This is a genomic window from Alkalicoccus urumqiensis, assembly GCF_002993335.1.
GTDB lineage: Bacteria > Bacillota > Bacilli > Bacillales > Salisediminibacteriaceae > Alkalicoccus > Alkalicoccus urumqiensis.
Window position 1 is genome coordinate 42,033 of the sequence record NZ_PVNS01000010.1, and the last position, 23,859, is coordinate 65,891.

The following is a 23,859-nucleotide window of genomic DNA, read 5'->3' on the forward strand; positions in this document are numbered from 1 at the left end:
ACAGCGGGAATGTAAGGTGATTTCATGACTAGTGAAGAAGTGCTTGCCCGTGCGGCCGAATATCTCCCCGAAAAGGATGTGGCCATGCTCCGGGAGGCATATCAGACAGCAGAATATGCGCACCGGGAGCAGTACCGGCGTTCCGGAGAGCCGTACATCTGGCATCCTGTACAGGTCGCATCGATTCTTGTCGATCTCGGTATGGACCCTGATACCATTGCGGCAGCATTTCTGCACGACGTAGTGGAGGATACGGATGTCGGTCTTGATGTACTGGAAGAGAAATTCGGCAGCCAGGTCGCGATGCTCGTCGACGGTGTGACAAAGCTCGGTAAAATTAAATACAAATCCAAAGAAGAACAGCAGGCGGAAAACCACCGGAAGATGTTTGTTGCCATGGCGAAGGATATCCGCGTCATTCTTATTAAACTGGCGGACCGTCTTCATAATATGCGGACGCTGAAGCATCTCCCTCCGGAAAAGCAGCGGCGTATTTCTAATGAAACACTGGAAATCTTTGCCCCGCTCGCCCACCGCCTCGGTATTTCCAAAATCAAATGGGAGCTTGAAGATACGGCACTGCGCTACTTAAATCCACAGCAGTATTACAGGATCGTCAACCTGATGAAAAAGAAGCGCGTAGAGCGCGAGAGCTATATTGAAGAAGTGAAAGACGCACTGAAAGAAAAGCTTCAGGCGATGGATGTGGAAGCAGATATTCATGGAAGAGCGAAGCATATATACAGCATCTACCGGAAAATGGTGCTGCAGAATAAGCAGTTTAACGAAATCTACGACCTGCTTGCAATCCGTATCGTCGTAAAGAGCATCAAAGACTGCTACGCAGTACTTGGTACGATTCATACGCAGTGGAAGCCGATGCCGGGCCGGTTTAAAGATTACATCGCGATGCCGAAAGCGAACATGTACCAGTCTCTTCATACGACGGTCATCGGTCCGAAAGGGGACCCGCTGGAAGTGCAGATCCGCTCCGAAGACATGCATAAAGTAGCAGAATTCGGTGTTGCAGCGCACTGGGCCTACAAAGAAGGTAAAACGGTCGATGATGCAGAGTCCCTGGAAACGAAAATGTCCTGGTTCCGGGAAATTCTGGAATGGCAGAACAATACCAATGACGCACAGGAATTTATGGAGTCGCTGAAAATCGACCTGTTTTCCGACATGGTGTTCGTCTTTTCTCCGAAGGGCGATGTAATGGAACTGCCGAAAGGGTCGGTTCCGCTCGATTTCGCCTACCGGATTCATACCGAAGTCGGCAACCGCTGTATCGGGGCGAAAGTGAACGGGAAGATGGTTCCGCTCGACCACCGGCTGAAAACGGGGGATATCGTAGAAATACTGACCTCCAAACATTCCTACGGTCCGAGCCAGGACTGGCTGAAAATGACACAGAGCTCCCATGCAAAAAACAAAATCCGGCAGTGGTTTAAGCGCGAAAAACGAGATGAACATGTGGAAAAGGGCCGGGACATGATCGAAAAAGAAATTGCCCGGAAAGGCTATAAAAATAAAGAAGTGTTCACTCATGAAAACATCCACCGCGTCATGGATAAGTTCAGTTTTACGACAGAAGAAGACATGTATGCGGCCGTCGGCTATCAGGGGATCACCGCAGCTCAGGTTGTTACCCGTCTGACCGATACCCTGCGCCGGGAAGAAGAGCAGGATACGCGGACGCTGACAGAAGCGGTGGAGGATCTTAAGCCGCAGAAAGGTGCTTCCAAAGCAGATACGAGCGGTGTGCGCGTAAAAGGCGTGGATAACCTGCTTATTCGTCTTTCCCGATGCTGCAACCCCGTACCGGGTGACGAGATTGTCGGTTATATCACGAAAGGGCGGGGCGTATCGATCCACCGCGCCGACTGCCCGAACGTCGCCTCTCCGGACGGGGATACCCGGCTTCTTGATGTCGAGTGGGACAGCGGTCCCCAGCAGAATAAAAACTACGACGTCGATATTGAAATTTCCGGCTATGACCGGCGCTCTTTATTAAATGACGTGCTGCAGGCTGTGGCGGAAACGAAAACGAACATTCATGCCGTAAGCGGCCGTGCCGATTCGAATAAAATGGCCCGGATTGATATGACCGTATCGATTCAGAATACGGCGCATCTTCAGAAGGTCGTAGAGCGGATTAAACAGATCTCCGATATTTACACCGTGCGCCGGGTCATGCACTAACAAGCAACGGAGGGAATCAGTCATGCGCGTAGTACTTCAGCGGGCGAAAGAAGCTTCCGTCACTGTCGAGGGTTCAGTGACCGGTGCCATCGATCATGGTCTTATGCTTCTCGTCGGCATCACACACGAGGATACAGAAAAAGATGTCACGTATACCGCGGATAAAATCGCCGGTCTCCGCGTCTTTGAAGATGAGAACAATAAAATGAACCTATCGATTCAGGATACCGGCGGCTCTATTTTATCGGTTTCTCAGTTTACGCTTTACGGGGACTGCAGAAAAGGGCGCCGTCCGAATTACATGCAGGCGGCACGGCCGGAGCAGGCGGAAGCATTATATGAACAGTTTAACGATCGGCTCCGAAGCCACCACGGTCTCACGGTGGAAACCGGAGCGTTCGGTGAGATGATGGACGTTTCCTTTACAAACGACGGACCGGTCACGCTGATTGTGGAAAGTGAGCCTGCTGTAAGAAACGGCTCTTGACATTCCGCCCCCCGCTTCGTAAGATAAGAAAATACGATTGAATACCGATGAGGGAGCACAGTAGCAGAAAACCGGACGACCAGAGAGAAGATGCCGCGGCTGGAAGCATCTTTGTTGCAGGTTCTGTGAATGAACACTCCGTAGGTGCTGCTTTGAACGTCAGTAGAAGCAGCCGCCGGCCCGGCGTTAGCGGGCAGAGTGGGAGCAGTATGCTTCAACTGGGGTGGTACCACGGGTGTGAAACTCTCGTCCCTGACTTTGTCAGCGGCGGGAGTTTTTTGTATGCAGTAAAACGCACGATACATATAAAGGAGGATGCAGGATGGCATATACAATTCCACGCGGAACCCAGGACATTATCCCCGGGGAATCCGAAAAATGGCAGATCGTCGAAGCGGCAGCCCGCGATCTCTGCCGGAGATACAATTATAAAGAAATCCGCACACCAATGTTCGAACAGACGGAGCTTTTCGCACGTGGCGTCGGGGATACGACCGATATCGTGCAGAAAGAGATGTACACGTTTGAAGACCGCGGAGGAAGAAGTCTGACGCTCCGTCCGGAAGGAACCGCTTCGGTCGTCCGGGCCTTCGTGTCGGAAAAGATGCACGGATGGCCGGATCAGCCGGTAAAGCTGTTTTACAACGGGCCGATGTTCCGCTATGAGCGCCCGCAGTCCGGAAGAATGAGGCAGTTTGTCCAGTTCGGAATTGAAGCGCTCGGCAGTGCCGATCCGGCTCTCGACGCAGAAGTGATCGGGCTGGCAATGGACCTGTACAAAGAGCTCGGCTTAAAGCAGGTGAAACTTGTACTGAACAGCCTTGGTGATAAAGACAGCCGTGAGGCTCACAGAGAAGCGCTTGTTGCTCACTTTGAGCCGAGAATTGACGAATTCTGCAGTGACTGCCAGACGCGTCTTCACCAGAATCCGCTCCGGATCCTGGATTGTAAAAAAGACCGGGACCACGAGCTTATGAGTTCGGCGCCTTCGATCCTCGACTATTTAAATGAGGAATCCCGCACTTATTTTGAAACCGTAAAGGCTTATTTGACGGCGATGGATATCGAGTATGTGGTGGATCCGACGCTCGTGCGCGGTCTGGATTACTACAACAATACAGCGTTTGAAATTATGGTTGAAGGCGAAGGATTCGGAGCCATAACGACGCTCTGCGGCGGCGGCCGGTACAACGGCCTGGTGGAAGATGTCGGCGGACCGGAAACACCCGGAATCGGCTTCGGTCTCAGTATTGAGCGTCTTCTCATGGCACTGGAAACGCAGGGTATTGATTTAACAGCCGGAGAGGAACTGGATGCCTACCTCGTCACCCTCGGGGAACAGGCGAAGGAGGAAGCGCCGAAGCTTCTGCACCAGCTGCGGCAGCAGGGTTTTTCACTGGAGACCGACTACCTCGGCCGGAAAATGAAAGGGCAGATGAAAGCAGCTGACCGGCAGAAAGCACGTCTTGTGCTTCTTCTCGGTGATGACGAACTGGAACGCGGAGAAATTAACGTAAAAAATATGCAGACCGGCGCACAGGAAGCTGTAAAGCTGAACGAATTGACAGATAAGCTGCAAAAACAGAACGGAGAGGATGATTAATTGATGAAACTACGGACACATACATGCGGAGAGCTTACAGAACAGCAGGTGGGCGCACGCGTCACCCTTCAGGGGTGGGTAAAAAAGCGCCGCGACCTCGGTCAGGTTATTTTTGTGGACCTGCGCGACCGTACCGGCCATATCCAGGTCGTATTTGACAGCGACGTGAGTGAAGAAGCACTGAAAACAGCGGATCAGGTCCGCAGTGAATATGTCATCGAGGTGAGCGGCACGGTCGTCAAGCGTTCTGAAGGGACAGTAAATCCGAAAATTGCGACAGGAACGATCGAAATTCACGTCGATGAAATTACTGTCCTGAATGCGGCAAAAGGACTGCCATTTACGGTGGATGAAGAATCGGACCTGAACGAGGATGTCCGGCTCAAATACCGGTATCTGGATCTCCGCCGACAGTCCATGCATGACACGATGAAGCTTAGGAGCCGTGTGACCAAGCTGATCCGCGACATGCTCGATGAAGAAGAATTTATGGAAATGGAAACGCCGATGCTGACAAAATCCACACCGGAAGGCGCCCGGGATTATCTCGTGCCATCCCGTGTACACGAAGGATCTTTTTATGCCCTGCCGCAGTCCCCGCAGCTGTTCAAGCAGCTTCTGATGGTTTCCGGCTTTGAGCGCTACTATCAGATTGCCCGCTGCTTCCGGGACGAAGATCTGCGCGCAGACCGTCAGCCGGAATTCACACAGGTGGACATTGAGGCTTCTTTCATGGGCAAAGATCAGCTTATGGCAATGATGGAATCGATGATGCAGCGTCTCGTCAAGGAGCTTGCCGGCGTAGAAGTCGGCGGACCGTTTAAACGTCTGACATACGATGAGGCGATGAACCGCTATGGCTCGGATAAACCGGACACGCGCTTCGGCATGGAACTGCATGACATTTCCGAGATGGTGAAAGACAGTGGCTTTAAAGTATTCCAGTCCGCAGTGGAAAACGGCGGTGTAGTCAAGGGGATCAACGTAAAAGGCATTGCGGATGATTATTCCCGTAAAGATCTGGATGAGCTCAGTACGTTCGCCAAGGTTTACGGAGCAAAAGGACTCGCCTGGCTGAAAGTGACCGGTCCGGAAGAAGTGAAAGGACCGATTGCGAAATTTTTTGAAGCGCCGGATCAAAAAGCGCTCATCCAGGAATTTGATGCAGAGGAAGGGGACGTCCTTTTCTTCGCAGCGGATAAAATCCGGGTGGCATGGGATGTCCTCGGCGCACTCCGGACCAAATTTGCAAAAGAGCGGAACCTGATTGAGCCCGGGACGTATGACTTTCTCTGGGTTACACAGTTCCCGCTTCTCTCCTACGATGAGGAGGAAGGGCGCTATGCAGCAGAGCACCATCCATTCACCCGTCCAGTCGAAGAAGACGTGGATAAGCTTGTAGAGGAGCCGGAAAAGGTGCGGGCCGAAGCATACGACCTTGTTTTGAACGGCTATGAGCTCGGCGGTGGATCCCAGCGTATTTTTGAGCGGGAGCTTCAGGAGCAGATGTTTACAGCACTCGGCTTTTCCGAGGAAGAAGCCCGGGCCCAGTTCGGATTCCTGCTGGATGCATTTGAATACGGCACGCCGCCGCACGGCGGCATCGCCCTCGGTCTGGACCGTCTTGTCATGATTCTTGCCGGACGCTCCAACCTCCGCGACACGATTGCGTTCCCGAAAACAGCAAGCGCGAGCTGCCTGCTGACCAATGCGCCTTCCGAAGTGGAGGAAGCGAAACTGAAGGAGCTCAGTCTGAAGGTTGAAAAGAAAAAGAAAGACAAAGAAGAAGCGAAACAGCAGTAGAACGATTGAATCAGCGGCTGAACGCACAGAATAGGCTGGAACATAACCAGCATCAAATGAAGCCCTTACCATTTTTGGTGAGGGCTTTCTGTATGAGGGGGGTGATCCTTTCCATTCCAATCGCCTGCCGCGGGCAAGGCTTGAGCGCATTTTACACGAGCATTGGACGGCCTTCGTATCACTTGGAAATGAGGGTGAAAGTCATTCTTTGTGCGTATATCTGCTTTTTCCGGGCGCTATTTGCACGGTTCCAGGGGGGGGGCAGGCAGAAAACGGTGAATACTAAAAAGGTTTCCTCGAAGGCTCTGCCGGCGTGTTTCGTTTATCACTGGAAAAAGTCCGCTCACGCTTGTTTTATGATTCTGGACGTGCGGAATGTTACGAAATTTCCCATAAAAGTTGACAGAATTTTTTGTATAATAGGTTGCATTTCTTTGGGAGGTGCGCTAAAATGAACCTGCAGTCACCAAAGGATGTTATCAGCTATAAGGGTCCTGCGCTGTACGTGCTGACCGACATATTTTGAGCCAACATGTTCACCTCGGGAGTCTGACGTTTCCGGCCGATGGGCAGGCCTTGTACACAGAGGAAGTCCGGAAGCAGGAACAGGACACCCACCTGCCAACGCAGGTTCAAAGTGAGTGTGATGTGCGGCAGAATGGGATCCTTATATTTTATAATGACATATCCCCGCATGACGGGAGGAAATCATATGGGAAGGATGCTTCGGTTATTACCGGGCATCCTTCTTTACTGTCTGTGGAAGGAAAAAGCGGATATACGCGGCCGCATAACCGAAAGTGATACCGATCGACAGAGCTGTGGGAATCGAGAGCGGAGTAAACAGTGCGGCGGATGCGCCGAGAGAGGCGCCGGCGGAAAGGAACAGCGGAAGCCATTTCCCGGCATCCGGGGGCAGCCTGCCTGCCGTCTGCAGACAGGAAAGGCGCTTTAATACGAGCAGCACGACTGCCCCGGCGAAGAGAAGCGGTGCGGTGATGTATAGAATGTCCATCCTTCTACTCCTTTCACCGGCCGCGTTTTTTCCGGTCGGCAAAGTAATCAAGACGCTGCTGGACTTTCTTTTCATATCCATTTGTTGACGGGGTATAGAACGTTTTCCGGAGAAGGTGATCCGGCAGGTACTGCTGGACCGCGTAATGATTTTCATAATTATGCGGGTACAGGTATCCTTCTCCGTGACCGAGTTTCGACGCACCTTTATAATGGGCGTCGCGCAGGTGGACCGGCACATCGCCGGTTTTTTCGTTGGCAACAGTATCAAGTGCGCTGTCGATGCTTTTAATCACCGCATTGCTTTTCGGTGCCGTAGCCAGATACAGGGCAGCCTCGGCAAGCGGAATTCTCGCTTCCGGCATGCCGATAAATTCAACGGCATGAAAAGCGGCTTCAGCAACGAGAAGCGCATTCGGATCTGCCAGTCCGATATCTTCTGCGGCGTGAACGTAGAGACGGCGGGCAATAAAGCGCGGATCTTCCCCGGCGTAGATCATTTTTGCCAGCCAGTAGACGGTAGCATCGGGGTCCGAACCGCGGATACTTTTAATGAACGCGGACGTTGTATCGTAATGGTTATCCCCCTGCTTGTCATACTGGAGCGTCCGCTTTTGGATGGACTGTTCGGCTGTTTCCGTATCAACGTGAATCACCCCGTCTGCATCCGGGTTCGTGGTTAATACCGCAAGCTCGAGTGCGTTCAACAGGGTTCTGGCATCACCTTGAGCCACATCAATTAAGTGGTCGCGGGCGGCCGGCTCCAGCGTGACGCTGTATCGGCCAAAACCCCGCTCGTCATCTTCCAGCGCTTCCGCAATGACTTCCTGCATATCTTCCTCTGTCAGCTTCTCCAGCCGGAACAGCCTGGAGCGGGAAAGGAGCGCAGAATTTACTTCAAACATCGGGTTTTCAGTCGTTGCTCCGATCAAAATAACCGTTCCGTCTTCCACATGGGGAAGCAGGGCATCCTGCTGATTTTTATTAAAGCGGTGGATCTCATCAATAAATAAGACCGTCTTCTGCTCTTCATAGGCAAGGCGGTCTTTTGCTTTCTGAACAATTTCCTTTACGTCTTTGACGCCGGCCGTCACCGCATTCAGCTGTTCAAAGACAGCTGTCGAGGCACCTGCGATTACTCTGGCAAGCGTCGTTTTCCCGGTTCCGGGTGGTCCATGGAAAATCATGGCGGAAAGACGGTCTGCTTCGATTGCCCGGCGCAGCAGCGTGTCCGGGCCGATGATATGCTTCTGCCCTCGGATGTCGTCGAGCGTTCTTGGACGCATGCGGGAGGCGAGGGGGCCTCGGTTTGAGGCGGCGGCCCGCTGGCTGAACAAGTCCATACGTATCTCTCCTAACAGGTGAAGTGCGTTCCTATTGCAATTTTAGCTTAACCTCGTTAGAATGCAATAGGTTGGGCGTACCCGGGCTCCGGAGTATGCTATAATGGTCGTGAAATGGAATGGATGGAAGTGGGGAAAAACGGATGAATCAGACACCGAAAATGCGCGTGTTCCGCTGGAGTATTTTTTTTCTCGGTGTGATGGTGATGAGCCTCGGTATTGCGCTGATGATACGGGCAGAACTCGGCAGCGCACCGTGGGATGTGCTTCATATCGGTCTCCAGCAGCACCTCGGCCTGACGGTTGGCACATGGACGGTGATTATGGGATTTGTCCTGCTTGCAGCCTCCTATGTAATGACGAGAATTCTGCCGCAGGCCGGAGCGTGGATGAACATGCTGTTTGTCGGTGTGTTCGTCGATCTATTTCTTCTCGTTCTGGAAACGCCGGCAGGGCTTTTCGGCAGAGGACTTATGCTTACGGCAGGGATTCTCATTATGGGGTTCGGCATTGGGCTTTATATTTCGCCGCGGTGCGGAGCAGGCCCCCGGGACAGCGTTATGCTGGCTGTTTCCGAAAAAACAGGAGCGACAGTGGCGCGCGTACGGATTTATATGGAAGTGCTCGTCCTTGCAGCCGGATGGCTGCTCGGAGGGCCGGTATTTATCGGAACGATTTTATTCAGCCTGACGATCGGCCATGTCACCGGATACTCGCTCGTTCTCTGTACCCGGTGGATGGATCGATGGACAGAAAGAGGGATGCCGCTTGAAAATATCAACTAAAGGACGCTACGGGCTGACGATTATGATCGCCCTTGCCAAAAAACATGGAGAAGGCCCGACTTCCCTGAAGTCGATTGCCAAAGACCACAATTTATCCGAACACTATCTGGAGCAGCTGATCGCGCCGCTCCGGAATGCCATGCTTGTAAAAAGTGTGCGTGGAGCCTACGGCGGCTACATGCTCGGGAAGGATCCGGAAACCATTACGGCAGGAGATATTATCCGTGTCCTTGAAGGCCCGATTACGCCGGTGGAGATTATTGACGATGAAGAGCCTGCCAAGCGTGATCTGTGGATAAAGATCCGCGACGCTGTCAAAGAAGTGCTCGATTCCACAACGCTTGAGGATCTGGCCAATTACGAGGGTGACGGGGCACAGGATAATTATATGTTCTACATTTAACGCCGGAAGCGGCGGGGGAGGAGAGAGATTGTGAAACAACCGATTTATCTGGATCATGCAGCGACGACGCCGGTCCATCCGGACGCCTGCGAGGCAATGATACAGTATATGACAGAAGTGTTTGGCAATCCGTCGAGTGTGCATCATTTCGGGCGCGAAACCCGAAAAGCATTAGATGAAGGACGGACGGCCATTGCCCGGGCAATCGGTGCCTCTCCGGACGAAATCGTGTTTACAGGGGGCGGCACAGAAGCGGATAATCTGGCTGTTATCGGATACGTGCAGAAACATCGGAAGCCGGGCGGCGCCCACGTCATCTCCTGCGCCACGGAACATCACGGTGTGCTTCATGCACTGGAGGAACTGGAACGGGACGGGGTGGATGTAACCTATCTTCCGGTCGATGAAAAAGGAAACGTATCCGCAGCAGCTGTTCAGGATGAGCTCAGAGACGATACCGTTCTCGTCAGCATCATGACAGCAAACAACGAAACAGGCACGATTCAGCCGATCCGGGCCATCTCGGAGGTGCTGGCTGATCATGCAGCGGTGTTCCATACCGATGCCGTGCAGGCCGTCGGGAAAATGCCGGTGAATGTCGAATCGCTTGGTGTCGATATGCTCGCCTCCTCTGCGCACAAATTCAACGGTCCGAACGGAATCGGCTTTTTATACGTCCGCAGAGGCATTACGCTGAAGCCGCTCCTGCACGGCGGCTCTCAGGAAAGCAGGCGGCGCGCAGGGACGGAAAACACAGCCGGCATCGTCGGCATGAAAACGGCCCTCGAACGGTCATTAAGCGAACTGTCCGACAGAGAAGAGACGTACCGTCTCTGCCGCAGGACACTGCTGGAGGCCCTGGATGAAAGTGGCGTGGATTATCTTCAGAACGGCGATCCGGAAAACGGCCTGCTGCAGGTGATGAATCTCAGTTTCCCCGGAGCCGATGTCGAACAGCTTCTGATGAATCTGGATCTTGAAGGCATCGCTGTTTCAAGCGGATCTGCCTGCACAGCAGGTTCCGTTGAACCGTCGCATGTCCTTACAGCCATGCACGGAGACACGGACAGAAGCCGCGCGGCCATCCGCTTCAGTTTCGGACTCGGAACGACGGGGGACGATGTACAGAAAGCAGCAACCGCCGTAGACAAATCGCTCGCACGAATGAAAGTGAAATAAGGAGGAATCTGCTGTGACGAAAAATGCAGATACCCGTGTCGTCGTCGGTATGTCCGGGGGAGTGGATTCCTCCGTGACTGCCCACCTTCTTAAAGAAGAAGGCTACGACGTAGTCGGGATATTTATGAAAAACTGGGATGATACAGATGAAAACGGCGTATGCACGGCGACGGAGGATTTTAACGATGTGATCCGTGTATGCAATCAGATCGGTATTCCGTACTATTCCGTGAACTTTGAAAAGCAGTACTGGGACCGCGTCTTTACGTATTTCCTGGATGAATATCGTGCAGGACGCACACCGAATCCGGATGTCGTCTGCAACAAAGAGATTAAATTCAACGCATTTCTGGATCATGCACTCGCACTAGGTGCGGATTATGTCGCCACCGGCCACTATGCGCGCGTCCGCCGCACAAACGGCAGAACCGAGCTGCTCCGCGGTGTGGACAGCAATAAAGATCAGACGTACTTTTTAAATGCGCTGAGTCAGGAGCAGCTCCAGCAGGTTATGTTCCCGCTCGGGGAAATTGAAAAGCCCCGCGTGCGTGAAATTGCCGAAGAAGCAGGGCTTGCCACGGCGAAGAAAAAAGACAGTACCGGCATCTGCTTTATCGGCGAACGCAATTTCAAAGAATTTCTGCAGCAGTATCTTCCTGCTCAGAAAGGAGAAATGCAGACGCTCGACGGCGAGGTGAAGGGCACGCATGACGGACTGATGTACTACACGCTCGGTCAGCGCCAGGGCCTTGGAATCGGCGGAGCCGGCGAGCCTTGGTTTGTTATCGATAAAGACCTGGAGCGCAACGTGCTTCTCGTCGGCCAGGGCTTCCATCATCCGCAGCTGTATGCGGAAAAACTGGAAGCATCCGGCGTGAACTGGATATCCGGAAATGTGCCGGACCGCGTCTTTACGTGCACGGCCAAATTCCGCTACCGTCAGGAGGATACCGGCGTGACGGTTCATCCCCAGTCAGACGGAACCGTGGAAGTCGTTTTCTATGAGCCGGAGCGGGCGGTGACACCCGGCCAGTACGTCGTTTTCTATGACGGCGAAGTGTGCCTGGGCGGAGCCACCATTGATACGGTCATTAAACCGGCTGTCCACGCATAACTGCAGGAGGAAGCTCCGCTGTATAAACGGCGGGGCTTTTGCCAATGCAATATTCACTTCAAGAAAAGAGGGGTTCGGATGGATTTAAATGAAAAGGCAGTCCATGAAATGCAGGAAGGAAATATTGAAGAAGCAGCGAAACTGTTAAACGAGGCGATCGAGAAAAATCCGGAAGATGCGGTGGCATTTACAAATTTCGGCAATCTCCTCGCCGGCGTCGGTGAAGAGGACCGCGCCGTGACGTTTTACGCAAAAGCGATTGAGATCGATGAAACGGTCGGCGCCGCGCATTACGGGCTGGCGAACCTGTATTACAATCAGGAAGACTATAAAAATGCGATCGCCTCGTACCAGAAGGCGCTCGGTGAAGGACTGAACGAAAGCGATGTGTACTACATGCTCGGCATGTGCCACTTCCAGTCCGGCGATGTGCTCCGGGCACTGCCTCACCTGAAAACGGCAGCGGAGGATGCGCCGGAAGATATTGATGCGCAGTTCCATTATGGCCTGGCTCTCGCTCAGGCGGAGGAAATTGACGAAGCAAAGAAACAGTTTGAAAAAGTAACGGCCATGGAGCCGGAACATGCTGATGCGCTGTTTAATCTCGGTGTCGCATACGCGTACAAGGATGATGCAGAAGGAGCCCTCGCCCGCTTTAACGAGGCACTGGCGGTGCAGGAGGATCATGCCCTTGCAGCAAACGGGAAAAAGCAGATGGAAAAAATTCTGGAAGAGGGCACCGGAGAGTAGGGAGGGACCATGATGGAGGACAAACCATATATCCAGGGGGAACTCCTCCATCTGATCTACCATCAGGAGGACTCTCTTTATACGGTGGCGAAAATTAAGGTAGATAAAGCATCCGACGGCCTCCGGGAGAAAGAGGCGGTTGTCGTCGGCATGATGGCACGGCCCGACCGGGATACCACGTACATTTTTCATGGATACCCGACCGATCATCCCCGCTTCGGCCGCCAGTTTAAGTTTGAGACGTATGAGAAAAAAACACCGGATACGAAGCAGGGACTGATCACCTACTTCTCAAGCGACCGTTTTCCAGGCGTCGGAAAGAAAACAGCCGAGGCCGTCGTAGAGACATTCGGCACCGGAGCCATCTCTGAAATTCTGGCCAGGCCGAGCAGATTGTCGGAGGTTCCGAAGCTGGACGGAGAAAAAGCAGAGATCATTCATCAGCAGCTGGTCGAGGATCAGGGGATTGAAGAAGTACTTATGAAGCTGCACGAATATGGATTCGGATTGAAGCTTGCTGTCAGTATATATCAGGCGTATAAAACCGAAGCACTGCAGGTCATTGAAGAGAATCCATACCGCATGGTCGAGGATGTAACAGGCGTCGGCTTTGTCCGTGCCGACCAGATCGGCCGCGGCCAGGGAATTACCGGAGAGCATCCCGACCGTCTGAAAGCTGCCGTGCTGTTTACGCTCCAGGAGCAGTGCCTGAATGAAGGGCATGTGTACATGAAAACAGAAACAGTCATTCAGGCTGCCCTTTCGCTGCTTGAACAGGGAAGTACCGAGCCGGTGGAGCCGCTCCGCATCGCCGATGTCATTGTCGAGCTGGGCGAAGAAGAGAAGCTGATCCTTGTGGATGAGCGGATGTACATACCGTCCCTTTTCTTCGCTGAACAGGGGATTGCCACAAGCATCAGCCGGCTCAGTGAGCAGCCGGTGGAGGCGGACTTTCCCGAGTCGGAAATCCTTAAAGCCGTAGGAGACGTCGAGGAGAAACACAGCGTTTCCTACGCCTCCTCCCAGCGGGAAGCGATTGAAACGGCGCTTTCCTCCCCAATGATGATGCTGACAGGAGGACCCGGCACCGGGAAAACGACGGTCATTCAAGGCGTCATTGAAGTATACGCTTCGCTTCACGGGCTCTCGCTGTCCAGAGAAGACTACAGCGGAAGCAGGGAGCCGTATCCATTTCTCCTTGCAGCTCCAACCGGCCGCGCAGCGAAACGGATGAAAGAATCGACCGGCCTGCCGGCTTCGACGATTCACCGGCTGCTCGGCTACAAAGGCGTAGAGGAAGAAGGGTACGAACACGATGAAGAAACGCCGCTTGAAGGGCGGCTGTTAATTCTGGACGAAATGTCGATGGTGGATACGTGGCTTGCCAATCAGCTGCTGCGGGCGGTGCCTTCCGGGATGCAGGTCGTTATCGTCGGGGATGAGGACCAGCTCCCTTCTGTCGGACCCGGACAGGTATTGACGGATCTGCTTCAGGCCGGCCGGATGCCGATCGTCCGGCTCACGGATATTTTTCGTCAGTCGGAGAACTCCGAGATCATTACGTTTTCCCACCAGGTCAAGCAGGGGCTGCTTCCTGAACAAATTGATCAATCCAGTGATGACCTCCGCTTTTTTCCGGCCCGGCCGGATACGGTCGTGGATGCTGTCTGCAAAATATGCAGTGGTGCCCTGGCCAAAGGGTACGCTGCCCGCGATATTCAGGTGCTTGCCCCGATGTATAAAGGGCCGGCCGGTATCGATCAGCTGAATCTTTCTCTGCAGGAGCTGTTTAACCCAAAGCAGGAGCGGACGAAGGAAATCACATTCGGCGATCTTTCCTACCGCGTCGGGGACATGGTGCTTCAGCTTGTAAATAACTTGGAGGAAAACGTCTTTAACGGTGACCGCGGCGAAATTGTCGCTATTTTAACGGAGAAAGAAACGGCTGACAAACAGCTGCAGCTCGTCATTTCGTTTGATGGTACAGAAGTAACATACGGCAGGGCAGATCTCACCCAGATCACCCATGCGTACTGCAGCTCGATTCATAAAGCGCAGGGCAGCGAGTACCCGATTGTCATCATGCCGGTCGTCCGGAGCTACTACCGGATGCTCCGGCGGAAGCTTATTTATACCGGTATCACCCGGGCAAAACAGTTTCTCCTTCTCTGCGGAGACTGGGAGGCCCTGTCGATGGCTGTGGAATCCAGCAGAGAGCTGGAGCGGAATACGACGCTTGTAGAGAGACTGACAGGAGAGGGAATTCCGACGATTGAAGAGACAGTTGACACCAATGCCGGCAACTCTCTATAATGAGTGAAGAATGAGGTCGAATGCGAAGACGGAGACGAGGCAGCAAAGCCCCTGGCCAGAGAGAAACTTCCCCGGCTGAAAGAAGTTTTGCAGGAAGAGGGCTGCCGGCTGCTCCTGAGTGCAGGCAAAAACCTGCCGGACGGCACCCGTTATGTGCTTAGAGAGGCAGACGTCGTCTGTAATCAGGGTGGTACCGCGGTAATCAATCTCGTCCCTATGTCCAAGGACAGGGGCGGGATTTTTTTGTGGTGCGCTCCCCGTCTAGTGAATGCGGCCCGAAAAAGGAGGAAATGGTCATGAAACAACTTACATCCGCACAGGTCCGACAGATGTATCTGGACTTTTTCAAAGAGAAAGGGCATGCCGTGGAGCCGAGTGCTTCACTTGTACCGCACGAAGATCCATCACTTCTGTGGATCAACAGCGGCGTGGCAACGCTGAAAAAATATTTTGACGGACGGGTCATTCCAGATAACCCGCGCATCGTCAACGCGCAGAAATCCATCCGCACCAATGATATCGAAAACGTTGGAAAAACAGCGCGCCATCATACGTTTTTTGAAATGCTCGGCAACTTCTCCATCGGCGAATATTTCAAAAAAGAAGCGATTGAATGGGCGTGGGAATTTTTAACGAGCGAACGCTGGATTGGATTCGATCCGGAAAAGCTTGCCGTCACCATTTATCCGGAGGATGAAGAAGCGTACAAGCTCTGGCATGACATGATCGGTCTTCCGGAAGAGCGGATCATCCGTCTGGAAGAAAACTTCTGGGATATCGGAGAAGGTCCATGCGGGCCGAACACCGAAATTTTCTACGACCGCGGCCCGGCCTACGGGGATGACCCGGACGATCCGGAAATGTATCCGGGTGGTGAGAACGAGCGTCACCTGGAAATCTGGAACCTCGTTTTCTCCCAGTTCAATCACAATCCGGATGGAAGCTACACACCGCTTCCAAAGAAAAACATTGATACCGGAATGGGTCTGGAACGGATGGTTTCGGTCATTCAGGATGCGAAAACGAACTTCGACACGGATCTGTTCATGCCGATTATCCGGGAAACCGCGTCGATTTCCGGAGAAGATTACGGCAGTTCAGCGGAGAAGGACACGGCATTTAAAGTCATTGCCGACCACGTCCGTACCGTGACATTTGCCGTCGGTGACGGGGCGCTTCCATCCAACGAAGGCCGCGGCTACGTTCTCCGCCGTCTGCTGCGCCGTGCCGTCCGCTATGCGAAGGTACTCAACATTCACGAACCGTTTATGTACCGTCTCGTACCGGTGGTCGCCGAAGTCATGCATGAATTTTATCCGGAAGTAGAAGGGCGCTCGGAGTTTATTCAAAAAGTCATGAGAAACGAAGAGGAACGTTTTCACGAAACGCTTCAGGACGGCCTGGCTATGCTCCACAAAGTCATGGAGGAAGCGAAAAAAGAAGGGCGCACGACGGTTTCCGGGGAAGCGATTTTCAAGCTGTACGACACGTACGGATTTCCGGCGGATCTGACGGAGGAATATGTGGAAGATGCGGGCCTCAAAGCCGATTCCGAAGGCTTCAGAGAAGAAATGGAAAAGCAGCGGGCCCGTGCGCGCGCAGCACGTCAGGAATCAGGATCCATGCAGCAGCAGGATGAAGTTCTCGGTGCGATTACCACGCCTTCCACGTTCGTCGGCTATGATCAGCTGGAGGTAACAACGAACGTCGCCGCAGTTGTGCGTGACAAAGAGCAGACCGACGTCGCCCAGGCAGGGGAAACCGTTCAGCTGATGCTCGAGAAAACCCCATTCTACGCGGAAAGCGGCGGTCAGGTGGCAGATATCGGTACGATCGAAGCGGATCAACTGCTCGTGCGCGTACAGGATGTGCAGAAAGCGCCGAACGGGCAGCACCTGCATACAGTACTGATTGAAAAGGGAACGCTTCACAGCGGCCAGGAAGTAACAGCAGCTGTATCCGGAGAGGTCCGTCAGGCGGTCGTGAAAAACCATACGGCGACCCACCTTCTGCACCAGGCACTCAAAGACGTTCTGGGCGACCATGTCAATCAGGCCGGCTCTCTCGTAGAGCCGAATCGTCTGCGTTTTGATTTCTCACATTTCGGGCAGGTAACAGAGACAGAGATGGAAGAAATTGAACGGATCGTTAACGAAAAAGTCTGGGCGGCGATCCCGGTTGACATCTTTGAGACGTCACTGGACCAGGCAAAAGAAATGGGTGCGATGGCTCTGTTCGGCGAGAAATACGCGAGTGATGTCCGCGTGGTTAAACTGAGCGATTACAGCCTGGAGCTGTGCGGGGGCTGTCACGTCCGTTCCACGGCGGAAATCGGACTGTTCAAGCTCGTTTCAGAAGGCGGCATCGGTGCAGGAGTCCGCAGAATTGAGGCTGTCAGCGGACAGAAGGCATACGAGTTCCTGAATGCCCGTGTGGAAAAGCTGAAGCAGACGGCGCAGCTGGTTAAAGCATCGGTGGATGACGTGCCGGAACGTGTCCAGCAGCTGCAGCAGCAGCTGAGAGACAAGGAAAAAGAAAACGAATCGCTGACAGCGAAAATCGGTCAGCTGCAGGCAGGCAGTCTTCTGGACGAAGCAGAAGAAATCAATGGTGTGCGCGTACTGTATAAAAAAGTTAACGCTCAGGACATGAATGCCCTCCGCAGCCTGGCTGACTCACTGAAAGAGAAAATGGACTCCGGCATCCTTGTCCTTGCTTCGGTGAATGGACCAAAGGTGAGTATTGTCGCCGGTGTATCGAAAGATCTGATCAGTGAAGGGTACCACGCAGGAAATATCGTGAAAGAAGTAGCTTCACGCTGCGGAGGCGGCGGAGGCGGCCGTCCGGATATGGCCCAGGCCGGCGGGAAAAAGCCGGAGCTTGTCGACGAAGCACTGAATGCGGTACCGCACATTCTCCGTGAAGGATAAGCCTGGCAGAACACTCGGGAAAAGAAATCAGCGCGCTTTCCTATACAAGCCCGTGGAAACGTACTAGAATAGAGATAGACAGTAAACATTTCCATTCCAAGGAAGGCAGGAGTGATTGAAGTCCCATGGATAAAACAATGAAGTTTAATTTCAATGAGGACGATTCGATGGATAAGCAGGTACGTGACGTCCTGCTCAGTGTCCACGGATCGCTGGAGGAAAAGGGATATAACCCTATCAATCAGATCGTCGGCTATCTCCTGTCAGGAGATCCAGCATATATTCCGAGGCACAATGATGCCCGGACGCTGATCCGGAAGATGGAGCGCGATGAAATAATTGAAGAGCTGGTCCGGTCCTACCTGGACCGGGAGCAGAAGGAGTCAGAATGAAAGTAATCGGACTGGATGTCGGAACAAAAACGATCGGTGTGGCAGTCAGCGATGCCCTCGGCTGGACGGCGCAGGGGGTCAAGACGATTCACCGCACCGATATAGAATCCGACATGGCCGAGCTCAAAGCGCTGATTAAAGAGCATGAGATCAGCTCGGCAGTGGTCGGCCTGCCAAAAAACATGAACGGAACGATCGGTCCCTCCGGAGAGCTGTGCGAGGCTTTCGCAGAAACTTTCCGCGAACAGACCGGACTTCCGGTCGAAATGTGGGATGAACGGCTTACCACGATGGCTGCGGAGCGGATGCTCGTCAGCGCCGACGTCAGCCGGAAAAAACGTAAAAAAGTAATCGATAAAATGGCGGCAGTGATGATTCTGCAGAGTTATCTGGACCGTCAGTCCAATATGTAAGGAGGCTAAAATATGTCAGAAATTGAAATCAAACAGCCAGGGGATGACAATAAAATCGTCATTCCGGACGAAAACGGCGATGAGCACCTATTCGAAATTTTGTTTACATTCGATGTAGACAGTACTGAAAAGTCGTACATGGTTCTTGCTCCGGAAGGCAGCCAGACCGATGATACGGAAGAAGTCGAAGTACACGCATTCCGCTATGAAGAAAATGAAAATGAAGAACTCTCCCTCTTCCCGATCGATACCGAAGAAGAGTGGGACATGGTGGAAGAACTGCTGAATACATTCAGCGGAGAAGAAGATGAAGTAGAATAACCTCCCGCACCGGGAGCCGGACAGAAGCCCAGCGCTTCTGTCTTTTTTTGATCATCCGCAGGAAGGGCGGATCAATGGATAAATTGTGGAGAAGTGGGTAACATTTCAGGTATTCATGGGAAGAATCACGATGGACCCACTGCGATTTGATCCGGTTTGATGTATAATATTTGTTGGGAAGGAGTGGGGGAGTTTGAGCGACTTAACGAAAGAACAGAAAAAAGAGATGAAACGGGAGAAATACCGGCAGAAAATAGAGAGGCGGAAAAGGGAAGCAGGAGCAGTGCGGAAAATTGTCTTTACCATTTTTGCTGTAGTGCTGCTCACGCTGACAGCGGTGGCTTTTGGTTCCTACCAGTATGTCACCGCGTCCCTCGGCCCAAAGGAAGAAGCAAGTTCAGAAACGATCGAAGTTGAAGTGCCGATCGGCTCCAATGTAGATTCGATCGCAGAACTGCTGGAAGAAGAAGGTGTCATTGACAGCGCCATGATGTTCCGGCTGTATGTGCGGTTCCAGTCAGAAAGCGGCTTTCAGGCAGGAACGTATGAATTGTCTCCTTCCATGGGGGCGGACGACATCATCGCACAGCTGAAAGAAGGCCGTGTGTATGAAGAATTTGTCTTATCCTTCACGATTCCGGAAGGCTGGTGGATAGAGGAAATGGCCCACCGTATTGCAGCGGAGACTGAAGTGACTGCTGTCGAATTTATGGAAACTGCGAGAAATCAGGATTTTGTCGTGCAGATGATTAACCGCTATCCGATGCTCTCAGAGGAAGTATTGGATGAGGATATCCGTTATCCGCTGGAAGGGTATTTATTCCCGGCACGGTATGATTTTACGGAAGAAGATGTCACTGCTCAGGAAATCATGACAGCAATGCTTGACCGGATGCAGGAAGAAGTGAGTGCTGCGATAGGACCGGAAAGTGAAACGTCTCCTCATGAGCTTCTTACAAAAGCATCGATTATTGAGGCGGAAAGTGCCGGCGATGATGAACGGGAGACGGTTTCCGGTGTCATTGATAACAGGCTGGACGTTTCGATGCAGCTTCAGATGGACCCGACGGCCGTATATGCCCACGGAGAGCGAAAGTCACGTGTATTGAATGAGGATCTGGAAATAGACAGCCCGTACAACACGTACCAGAATGGCGGGCTGCCGATCGGTCCGATCAGCAACCCGGGAGCGGCCTCCATCCAGGCTGCCGCTTCACCGGAGGATCACAACTATCTATACTTCTACCACTCTCCGAACGGAGACTCGTACTTTAATGAAACGCTCGCGGAGCACAATGAAGACGTCGGCCGCTACCAGTAAAGCGGAGCTTTACAGTGCCTCATGTACCGTGGTACACTATTTCGCGGCTATATGAAAGAAGAGAGAGGAAGAGATGATGGACCATCAGCAGACAAAGACGTCCGACTACCTGCATTCGCTGCTTCCGGAACAAGTCGGCCTTCTCCGTGAATTGGAAGAAAAAGCCCGCGCAGAAGGAATTCCGATCATGGACCCGGAGGGGATGCATACGCTCGTGACGCTACTTGGTATTCATAAACCTTCACGTATACTGGAGATCGGAACAGCCATCGGCTATTCCGGTCTCCGCATGCTGTCGGCACTACCGGATGCTCATCTTGTAACCATTGAGCGCGATGCAGAGCGTGCGGAAACGGCCCGGGCTGTGTTTGAGCGGAGCGGGACAGAAGAGCGTGTGACACTGCTCGAAGCCGATGCGCTGGAAGCCGCTCCCCGGGCTGCTGCTTATGCTCCGTTTGATGTACTGTTTATCGATGCGGCAAAAGGCCAGTATGAGAAGTACTTTCAAATGTACGAGCCGCTTCTTCAGCACGGCGGTCTGATTCTGTCGGACAATGTGCTGTTTAAAGGGTTCGTGGCTGAAGAGCAGATGCCGGAAAGCCGCAGAATCCGCAGTATGACGAAGCGCCTGCAGGCATTTAATGAAATGATGATGCAGGACCCCCGGTTTGATTCCACGCTGCTCCCGGTAGGAGACGGCCTGATGGTATCCCGAAAAAAATAATCCCCGACGGCGGGAGATGATGGACGGAAAGGATTTAGTGATTATGCAGAAAAAACCTATCATTATCGGTGTCGCCGGCGGCTCCGGCTCAGGGAAAACGACGGTGGCTCATGAAGTCTATCGTCAATTTCCTGCGGAATCGATCCTCATGATCGAACAGGATGCCTACTACAGAAATCAGACGCACCTGCCGATGGAAGAGCGGCTGAAGACAAATTATGACCATCCACTAGCTTTTGACAACGATCTTCTATTAGAGCATCTGCACCTGCTCGGGGAAGGGAGAGCTGTGGAGAAGCCGGTATACGACTATGCGAATCATACCCGTGCCGAAGAAACGATTCACGTGGAGCCGCGGGACGTGATCATTCTCGAGGGCATCATGATTTTAGAAGACGACAGGCTCCGGGAAATGATGGATATAAAGCTGTTTGTCGATACGGATTCCGATATGCGGATTATACGCCGTCTGCTGCGCGATATTAATGAACGCGGCAGAACGATCGATTCCGTCATAGACCAGTACACTGCTGTAGTACGGCCGATGCACCTGCAGTTCATTGAACCGACAAAGCGGTACGCAGATATTATCGTGCCGGAAGGCGGGCACAATCAGGTGGCGATCGATTTGATGGTAACGAAGATCAAAACGATCCTGGAAGAAAAATCGATGCTGTAAATCAGTTGGCATTTCACTGATTTTTCTTTATAATAGCACGTATACCTGCAGGTTCGAAGTAAATGACCAGCGATAACTGCGCTCAGACGTCTCCGGTCCGGAGGCAGTTTGGGCGTTTACCCGTTTTATTATGACCTCTTTTTAAGCTTACGGGCCGTTTCCAATGAAGCGGACCCGTTTTCGTAAATAGTCGACGGGAAGAAGACGTACGCTGATTTTGAAAACGCTGCCTGCCACTTTATATGATGAAGGAGAGAGACAATAATGACAGATGAAAAACATTATATGACCGAAGAAGGACGTAAAAAGCTGGAAGAAGAAGTAGAATATATGAAAACGGAGCGCCGCAAAGAAGTAGTGGAGCGCATTAAAATTGCCCGCAGCTTCGGCGACTTATCCGAGAACTCGGAGTATGATTCTGCCAAGGAGGAGCAGGCTTTCGTGGAAGGCCGCATCCAGCAGCTGGAACAGATGATCCGCAACGCTGAAATTATTGAAGAAGATGGCGATACTTCTGCGGTGCAGGTAGGTAAAACCGTCAAAATCAAAGAGCTGCCGGATGGGGATGAGGAAGAGTATACAATCGTCGGACGCGCAGAGGCAGACCCGCTGGAAGGGAAAATTTCCAACGACTCGCCGATGGCAAAAAGCCTTCTCGGCCGTGCACCTGGTGAGAAAGTTTCTGTTTCCACGCCGGGCGGGGACATGGAAGTAGAAATTCTGGAGATCAATTAATACAGCAGCGCATAAACCGCCTCCGGGCGGTTTTTTTCGTATGAAAATACGCTGTCCATCCTGGTTTGTTGTGTAAATGAACTGCGGGAGGGTATTTTTAAAAGACGAATTGTAATATTAAGTGCAACACCTGAACTTTAGGGTGAAAAAAATAACCCATGACAGCCTCGTGTATAATGTTGATTACCACACCAAACATCACACGGAGGTCTTGCCATGAGTTATCAACACCTTACCACATTTGACCGTGCACGTATAGAAACCTTGAAGGCAGAAGGGATATCCCTTCGGGAGATTGCCAAACGGTTGGAACGCAGCCCATCCACGATTTCCAGGGAGATTACACGGAATCAATCCGGAGACACCTATCAATCGGAAAAAGCTCATCAAACCTATATCCGTCGGCGGACGAGATGTGGCCGTATCGGCAAGTGGTCAGCCGACATTGCCGAGAGGATCAACGAAAAGTTAGAGGCTACGTGGTCGCCGGAACAAATTGCTGGGCGTCTCTTCCAAGGAGTTCTGAGTTTTAAAACCCTGTACCGTTGGATGTACGAGGGGAAACTGAATGAAGGGGACCTGACGGTTCTAAGACAAAAAGGGAAACGACAGAAACCGAAGGAAACCCGTGGACGATTCAACGTTGGAACGTCCATTAGTGAACGACCCAAAGAAGTTCGGAAACGGTCTACATTTGGTCACTGGGAACTCGATAGTGTCGTATCCAGCCGTGGAAACAGTAAAGGTTGCCTGGCCACCTTTGTCGAACGGAAAACCCGCTGGTATCACGCCATGAAGATGCCGGACCGCACAGCTGCGTCCATGGAGGTGGCGATTCGCCTTCTTGAAAAACACCTTCCCCAGGAAGCGTTTCAAACGGCCACGGTCGATCGCGGGAAAGAATTTTCGTGTTATAAGACCATTGAGGAAGACCTTGCTTTGGACGTATATTTCGCTGATCCTTACTCGTCCTGGCAGCGAGGGAGTAATGAAAATGCGAATGGACTCCTTCGAGAATTCTTCCCTAAAAAACAGACTTAGCGAAGATATCGGATGATGAACTGGGAGAAGCGTTAGCTCTTATTAACCGAAGGCCAAGAAAATGCCTCAAATGGAAATCAGCACACGAAGCTTTTCAGGAAGAACTGTTGCACTTAATTTGACAAACCGTCAAAAGAAAAGAAGGAGTTTTAGAGATAGGAACGAATATATATAAAGACAAAGCCATGAAGGTTTTGCGAAAGAAGGAAGAGGGAATAGCCTATCGTCTCTGCCGGTGACTACATAAAGGGTCAAGAATAAAAGGTTCGTATCGTGTAACAAAAACAAAAAGAGATCGTCTATATAA

20 protein-coding genes, 1 other RNA gene, 1 pseudogene and 1 other annotated feature are annotated in these 23,859 nt (G+C 52.3%); of the genes and pseudogenes, 20 read left to right on the top strand and 2 right to left on the bottom strand.

The window, feature by feature from the left end; translation table 11 throughout:
• Positions 1–24: 24 nt before the first annotated feature.
• The 5 genes from C6I21_RS11200 to ssrS all read left to right on the top strand — a co-directional run bounded on the left by C6I21_RS11200 (position 25) and on the right by ssrS (position 6,764).
• Positions 25–2,202 carry a RelA/SpoT family protein gene (locus tag C6I21_RS11200; protein WP_105959572.1) on the top strand — a complete coding sequence of 726 codons (2,178 nt, stop codon included), beginning with the start codon at positions 25–27 and terminating at the stop codon, positions 2,200–2,202.
• Positions 2,203–2,224: 22 nt separating this feature from the next.
• Entirely contained in the window at positions 2,225–2,689 is a 465-nt protein-coding gene (dtd, locus tag C6I21_RS11205; protein WP_105959573.1) for a D-aminoacyl-tRNA deacylase, read from the top strand.
• 38 nt (positions 2,690–2,727) lie between these two features.
• Positions 2,728–2,946 (top strand) — a binding site (T-box leader).
• A 65-nt stretch (positions 2,947–3,011) separates the two neighbouring features.
• The gene (gene hisS, locus C6I21_RS11210; protein WP_105959574.1) at positions 3,012–4,292 is read left to right on the top strand and encodes a histidine--tRNA ligase; all 1,281 of its coding nucleotides are present in this window, start codon (positions 3,012–3,014) and stop codon (positions 4,290–4,292) included.
• A 3-nt stretch (positions 4,293–4,295) separates the two neighbouring features.
• The gene (gene aspS, locus C6I21_RS11215) at positions 4,296–6,095 is read left to right on the top strand and encodes an aspartate--tRNA ligase (protein WP_105959575.1); all 1,800 of its coding nucleotides are present in this window, start codon (positions 4,296–4,298) and stop codon (positions 6,093–6,095) included.
• A gap of 488 nt (positions 6,096–6,583) precedes the next feature.
• A non-coding RNA gene (ssrS, locus tag C6I21_RS11225) (6S RNA) lies at positions 6,584–6,764 on the top strand.
• A gap of 64 nt (positions 6,765–6,828) precedes the next feature.
• Here ssrS and C6I21_RS11230 read toward each other — a convergent pair.
• Together C6I21_RS11230 and C6I21_RS11235 are read right to left on the bottom strand one after the other, a co-directional pair.
• Positions 6,829–7,110 (bottom strand): hypothetical protein, encoded by a 282-nt coding sequence (locus tag C6I21_RS11230; RefSeq protein ID WP_105959577.1) that lies wholly within the window; start codon positions 7,108–7,110, stop codon positions 6,829–6,831.
• 13 nt (positions 7,111–7,123) lie between these two features.
• The gene (locus tag C6I21_RS11235) at positions 7,124–8,452 is read right to left on the bottom strand and encodes an AAA family ATPase (RefSeq protein ID WP_105959578.1); all 1,329 of its coding nucleotides are present in this window, start codon (positions 8,450–8,452) and stop codon (positions 7,124–7,126) included.
• A gap of 119 nt (positions 8,453–8,571) precedes the next feature.
• Between C6I21_RS11235 and C6I21_RS11240 the strand changes: the two genes are divergently transcribed.
• The 15 genes and pseudogenes from C6I21_RS11240 to C6I21_RS11315 all read left to right on the top strand — a co-directional run bounded on the left by C6I21_RS11240 (position 8,572) and on the right by C6I21_RS11315 (position 23,674).
• Entirely contained in the window at positions 8,572–9,237 is a 666-nt protein-coding gene (locus C6I21_RS11240; RefSeq protein WP_245411615.1) for a YczE/YyaS/YitT family protein, read from the top strand.
• Positions 9,221–9,640 (top strand): cysteine metabolism transcriptional regulator CymR, encoded by a 420-nt coding sequence (gene cymR / locus C6I21_RS11245; protein ID WP_105959580.1) that lies wholly within the window; start codon positions 9,221–9,223, stop codon positions 9,638–9,640. The genes C6I21_RS11240 and cymR overlap by 17 nt, the downstream gene beginning before the upstream one ends.
• A 30-nt stretch (positions 9,641–9,670) precedes the next feature.
• A complete protein-coding gene (locus C6I21_RS11250; protein ID WP_280953452.1) occupies positions 9,671–10,819 on the top strand; it encodes a cysteine desulfurase family protein in 1,149 nt (382 codons plus the stop codon).
• Between the two features lie 13 nt (positions 10,820–10,832).
• Positions 10,833–11,933: a tRNA 2-thiouridine(34) synthase MnmA gene (mnmA, locus tag C6I21_RS11255; RefSeq protein ID WP_105959582.1), complete on the top strand. Its 1,101-nt coding sequence runs from the start codon at positions 10,833–10,835 to the stop codon at positions 11,931–11,933.
• A 78-nt stretch (positions 11,934–12,011) separates the two neighbouring features.
• Positions 12,012–12,683 carry a tetratricopeptide repeat protein gene (locus tag C6I21_RS11260; protein ID WP_105959583.1) on the top strand — a complete coding sequence of 224 codons (672 nt, stop codon included), beginning with the start codon at positions 12,012–12,014 and terminating at the stop codon, positions 12,681–12,683.
• A gap of 9 nt (positions 12,684–12,692) precedes the next feature.
• The gene (recD2, locus tag C6I21_RS11265; protein ID WP_105959584.1) at positions 12,693–14,996 is read left to right on the top strand and encodes an SF1B family DNA helicase RecD2; all 2,304 of its coding nucleotides are present in this window, start codon (positions 12,693–12,695) and stop codon (positions 14,994–14,996) included.
• A gap of 296 nt (positions 14,997–15,292) precedes the next feature.
• A complete protein-coding gene (alaS, locus tag C6I21_RS11275; protein WP_105959586.1) occupies positions 15,293–17,926 on the top strand; it encodes an alanine--tRNA ligase in 2,634 nt (877 codons plus the stop codon).
• A gap of 125 nt (positions 17,927–18,051) precedes the next feature.
• Positions 18,052–18,318 (top strand): IreB family regulatory phosphoprotein, encoded by a 267-nt coding sequence (locus C6I21_RS11280; RefSeq protein WP_105959587.1) that lies wholly within the window; start codon positions 18,052–18,054, stop codon positions 18,316–18,318.
• Positions 18,315–18,731, top strand: a complete 417-nt coding sequence (gene ruvX / locus C6I21_RS11285; protein ID WP_105959588.1) for a Holliday junction resolvase RuvX — start codon at positions 18,315–18,317, stop codon at positions 18,729–18,731. The genes C6I21_RS11280 and ruvX overlap by 4 nt, the downstream gene beginning before the upstream one ends.
• Before the next feature lie 12 nt (positions 18,732–18,743).
• Positions 18,744–19,052 carry a DUF1292 domain-containing protein gene (locus C6I21_RS11290; protein WP_105959589.1) on the top strand — a complete coding sequence of 103 codons (309 nt, stop codon included), beginning with the start codon at positions 18,744–18,746 and terminating at the stop codon, positions 19,050–19,052.
• 193 nt (positions 19,053–19,245) lie between these two features.
• A complete protein-coding gene (gene mltG, locus C6I21_RS11295) occupies positions 19,246–20,373 on the top strand; it encodes an endolytic transglycosylase MltG (RefSeq protein ID WP_245411616.1) in 1,128 nt (375 codons plus the stop codon).
• A 73-nt stretch (positions 20,374–20,446) separates the two neighbouring features.
• Positions 20,447–21,097, top strand: coding sequence for an O-methyltransferase (locus tag C6I21_RS11300; protein WP_245411617.1), 651 nt, complete (start codon positions 20,447–20,449; stop codon positions 21,095–21,097).
• A gap of 19 nt (positions 21,098–21,116) precedes the next feature.
• Positions 21,117–21,776: a uridine kinase gene (gene udk, locus C6I21_RS11305; protein WP_105959591.1), complete on the top strand. Its 660-nt coding sequence runs from the start codon at positions 21,117–21,119 to the stop codon at positions 21,774–21,776.
• A 264-nt stretch (positions 21,777–22,040) separates the two neighbouring features.
• Entirely contained in the window at positions 22,041–22,511 is a 471-nt protein-coding gene (greA, locus tag C6I21_RS11310) for a transcription elongation factor GreA (RefSeq protein WP_142393257.1), read from the top strand.
• Between the two features lie 216 nt (positions 22,512–22,727).
• Positions 22,728–23,674: pseudogene (locus C6I21_RS11315) on the top strand (IS30 family transposase).
• Positions 23,675–23,859: the final 185 nt, after the last annotated feature.

Coding starts and splice junctions, on each gene's coding strand:
- C6I21_RS11200 (WP_105959572.1), top strand. CDS start 25: ATGACTAGTGAAGAAGTGCTTGCCCGTGCGGCCGAATATCTCCCCGAA.
- dtd (WP_105959573.1), top strand. CDS start 2,225: ATGCGCGTAGTACTTCAGCGGGCGAAAGAAGCTTCCGTCACTGTCGAG.
- hisS (WP_105959574.1), top strand. CDS start 3,012: ATGGCATATACAATTCCACGCGGAACCCAGGACATTATCCCCGGGGAA.
- aspS (WP_105959575.1), top strand. CDS start 4,296: ATGAAACTACGGACACATACATGCGGAGAGCTTACAGAACAGCAGGTG.
- C6I21_RS11230 (WP_105959577.1), bottom strand. CDS start 7,110: ATGGACATTCTATACATCACCGCACCGCTTCTCTTCGCCGGGGCAGTC.
- C6I21_RS11235 (WP_105959578.1), bottom strand. CDS start 8,452: ATGGACTTGTTCAGCCAGCGGGCCGCCGCCTCAAACCGAGGCCCCCTC.
- C6I21_RS11240 (WP_245411615.1), top strand. CDS start 8,572: ATGGATGGAAGTGGGGAAAAACGGATGAATCAGACACCGAAAATGCGC.
- C6I21_RS11260 (WP_105959583.1), top strand. CDS start 12,012: ATGGATTTAAATGAAAAGGCAGTCCATGAAATGCAGGAAGGAAATATT.
- recD2 (WP_105959584.1), top strand. CDS start 12,693: ATGATGGAGGACAAACCATATATCCAGGGGGAACTCCTCCATCTGATC.
- alaS (WP_105959586.1), top strand. CDS start 15,293: ATGAAACAACTTACATCCGCACAGGTCCGACAGATGTATCTGGACTTT.
- C6I21_RS11280 (WP_105959587.1), top strand. CDS start 18,052: ATGGATAAAACAATGAAGTTTAATTTCAATGAGGACGATTCGATGGAT.
- ruvX (WP_105959588.1), top strand. CDS start 18,315: ATGAAAGTAATCGGACTGGATGTCGGAACAAAAACGATCGGTGTGGCA.
- C6I21_RS11290 (WP_105959589.1), top strand. CDS start 18,744: ATGTCAGAAATTGAAATCAAACAGCCAGGGGATGACAATAAAATCGTC.
- C6I21_RS11300 (WP_245411617.1), top strand. CDS start 20,447: ATGATGGACCATCAGCAGACAAAGACGTCCGACTACCTGCATTCGCTG.
- udk (WP_105959591.1), top strand. CDS start 21,117: ATGGACGGAAAGGATTTAGTGATTATGCAGAAAAAACCTATCATTATC.
- greA (WP_142393257.1), top strand. CDS start 22,041: ATGACAGATGAAAAACATTATATGACCGAAGAAGGACGTAAAAAGCTG.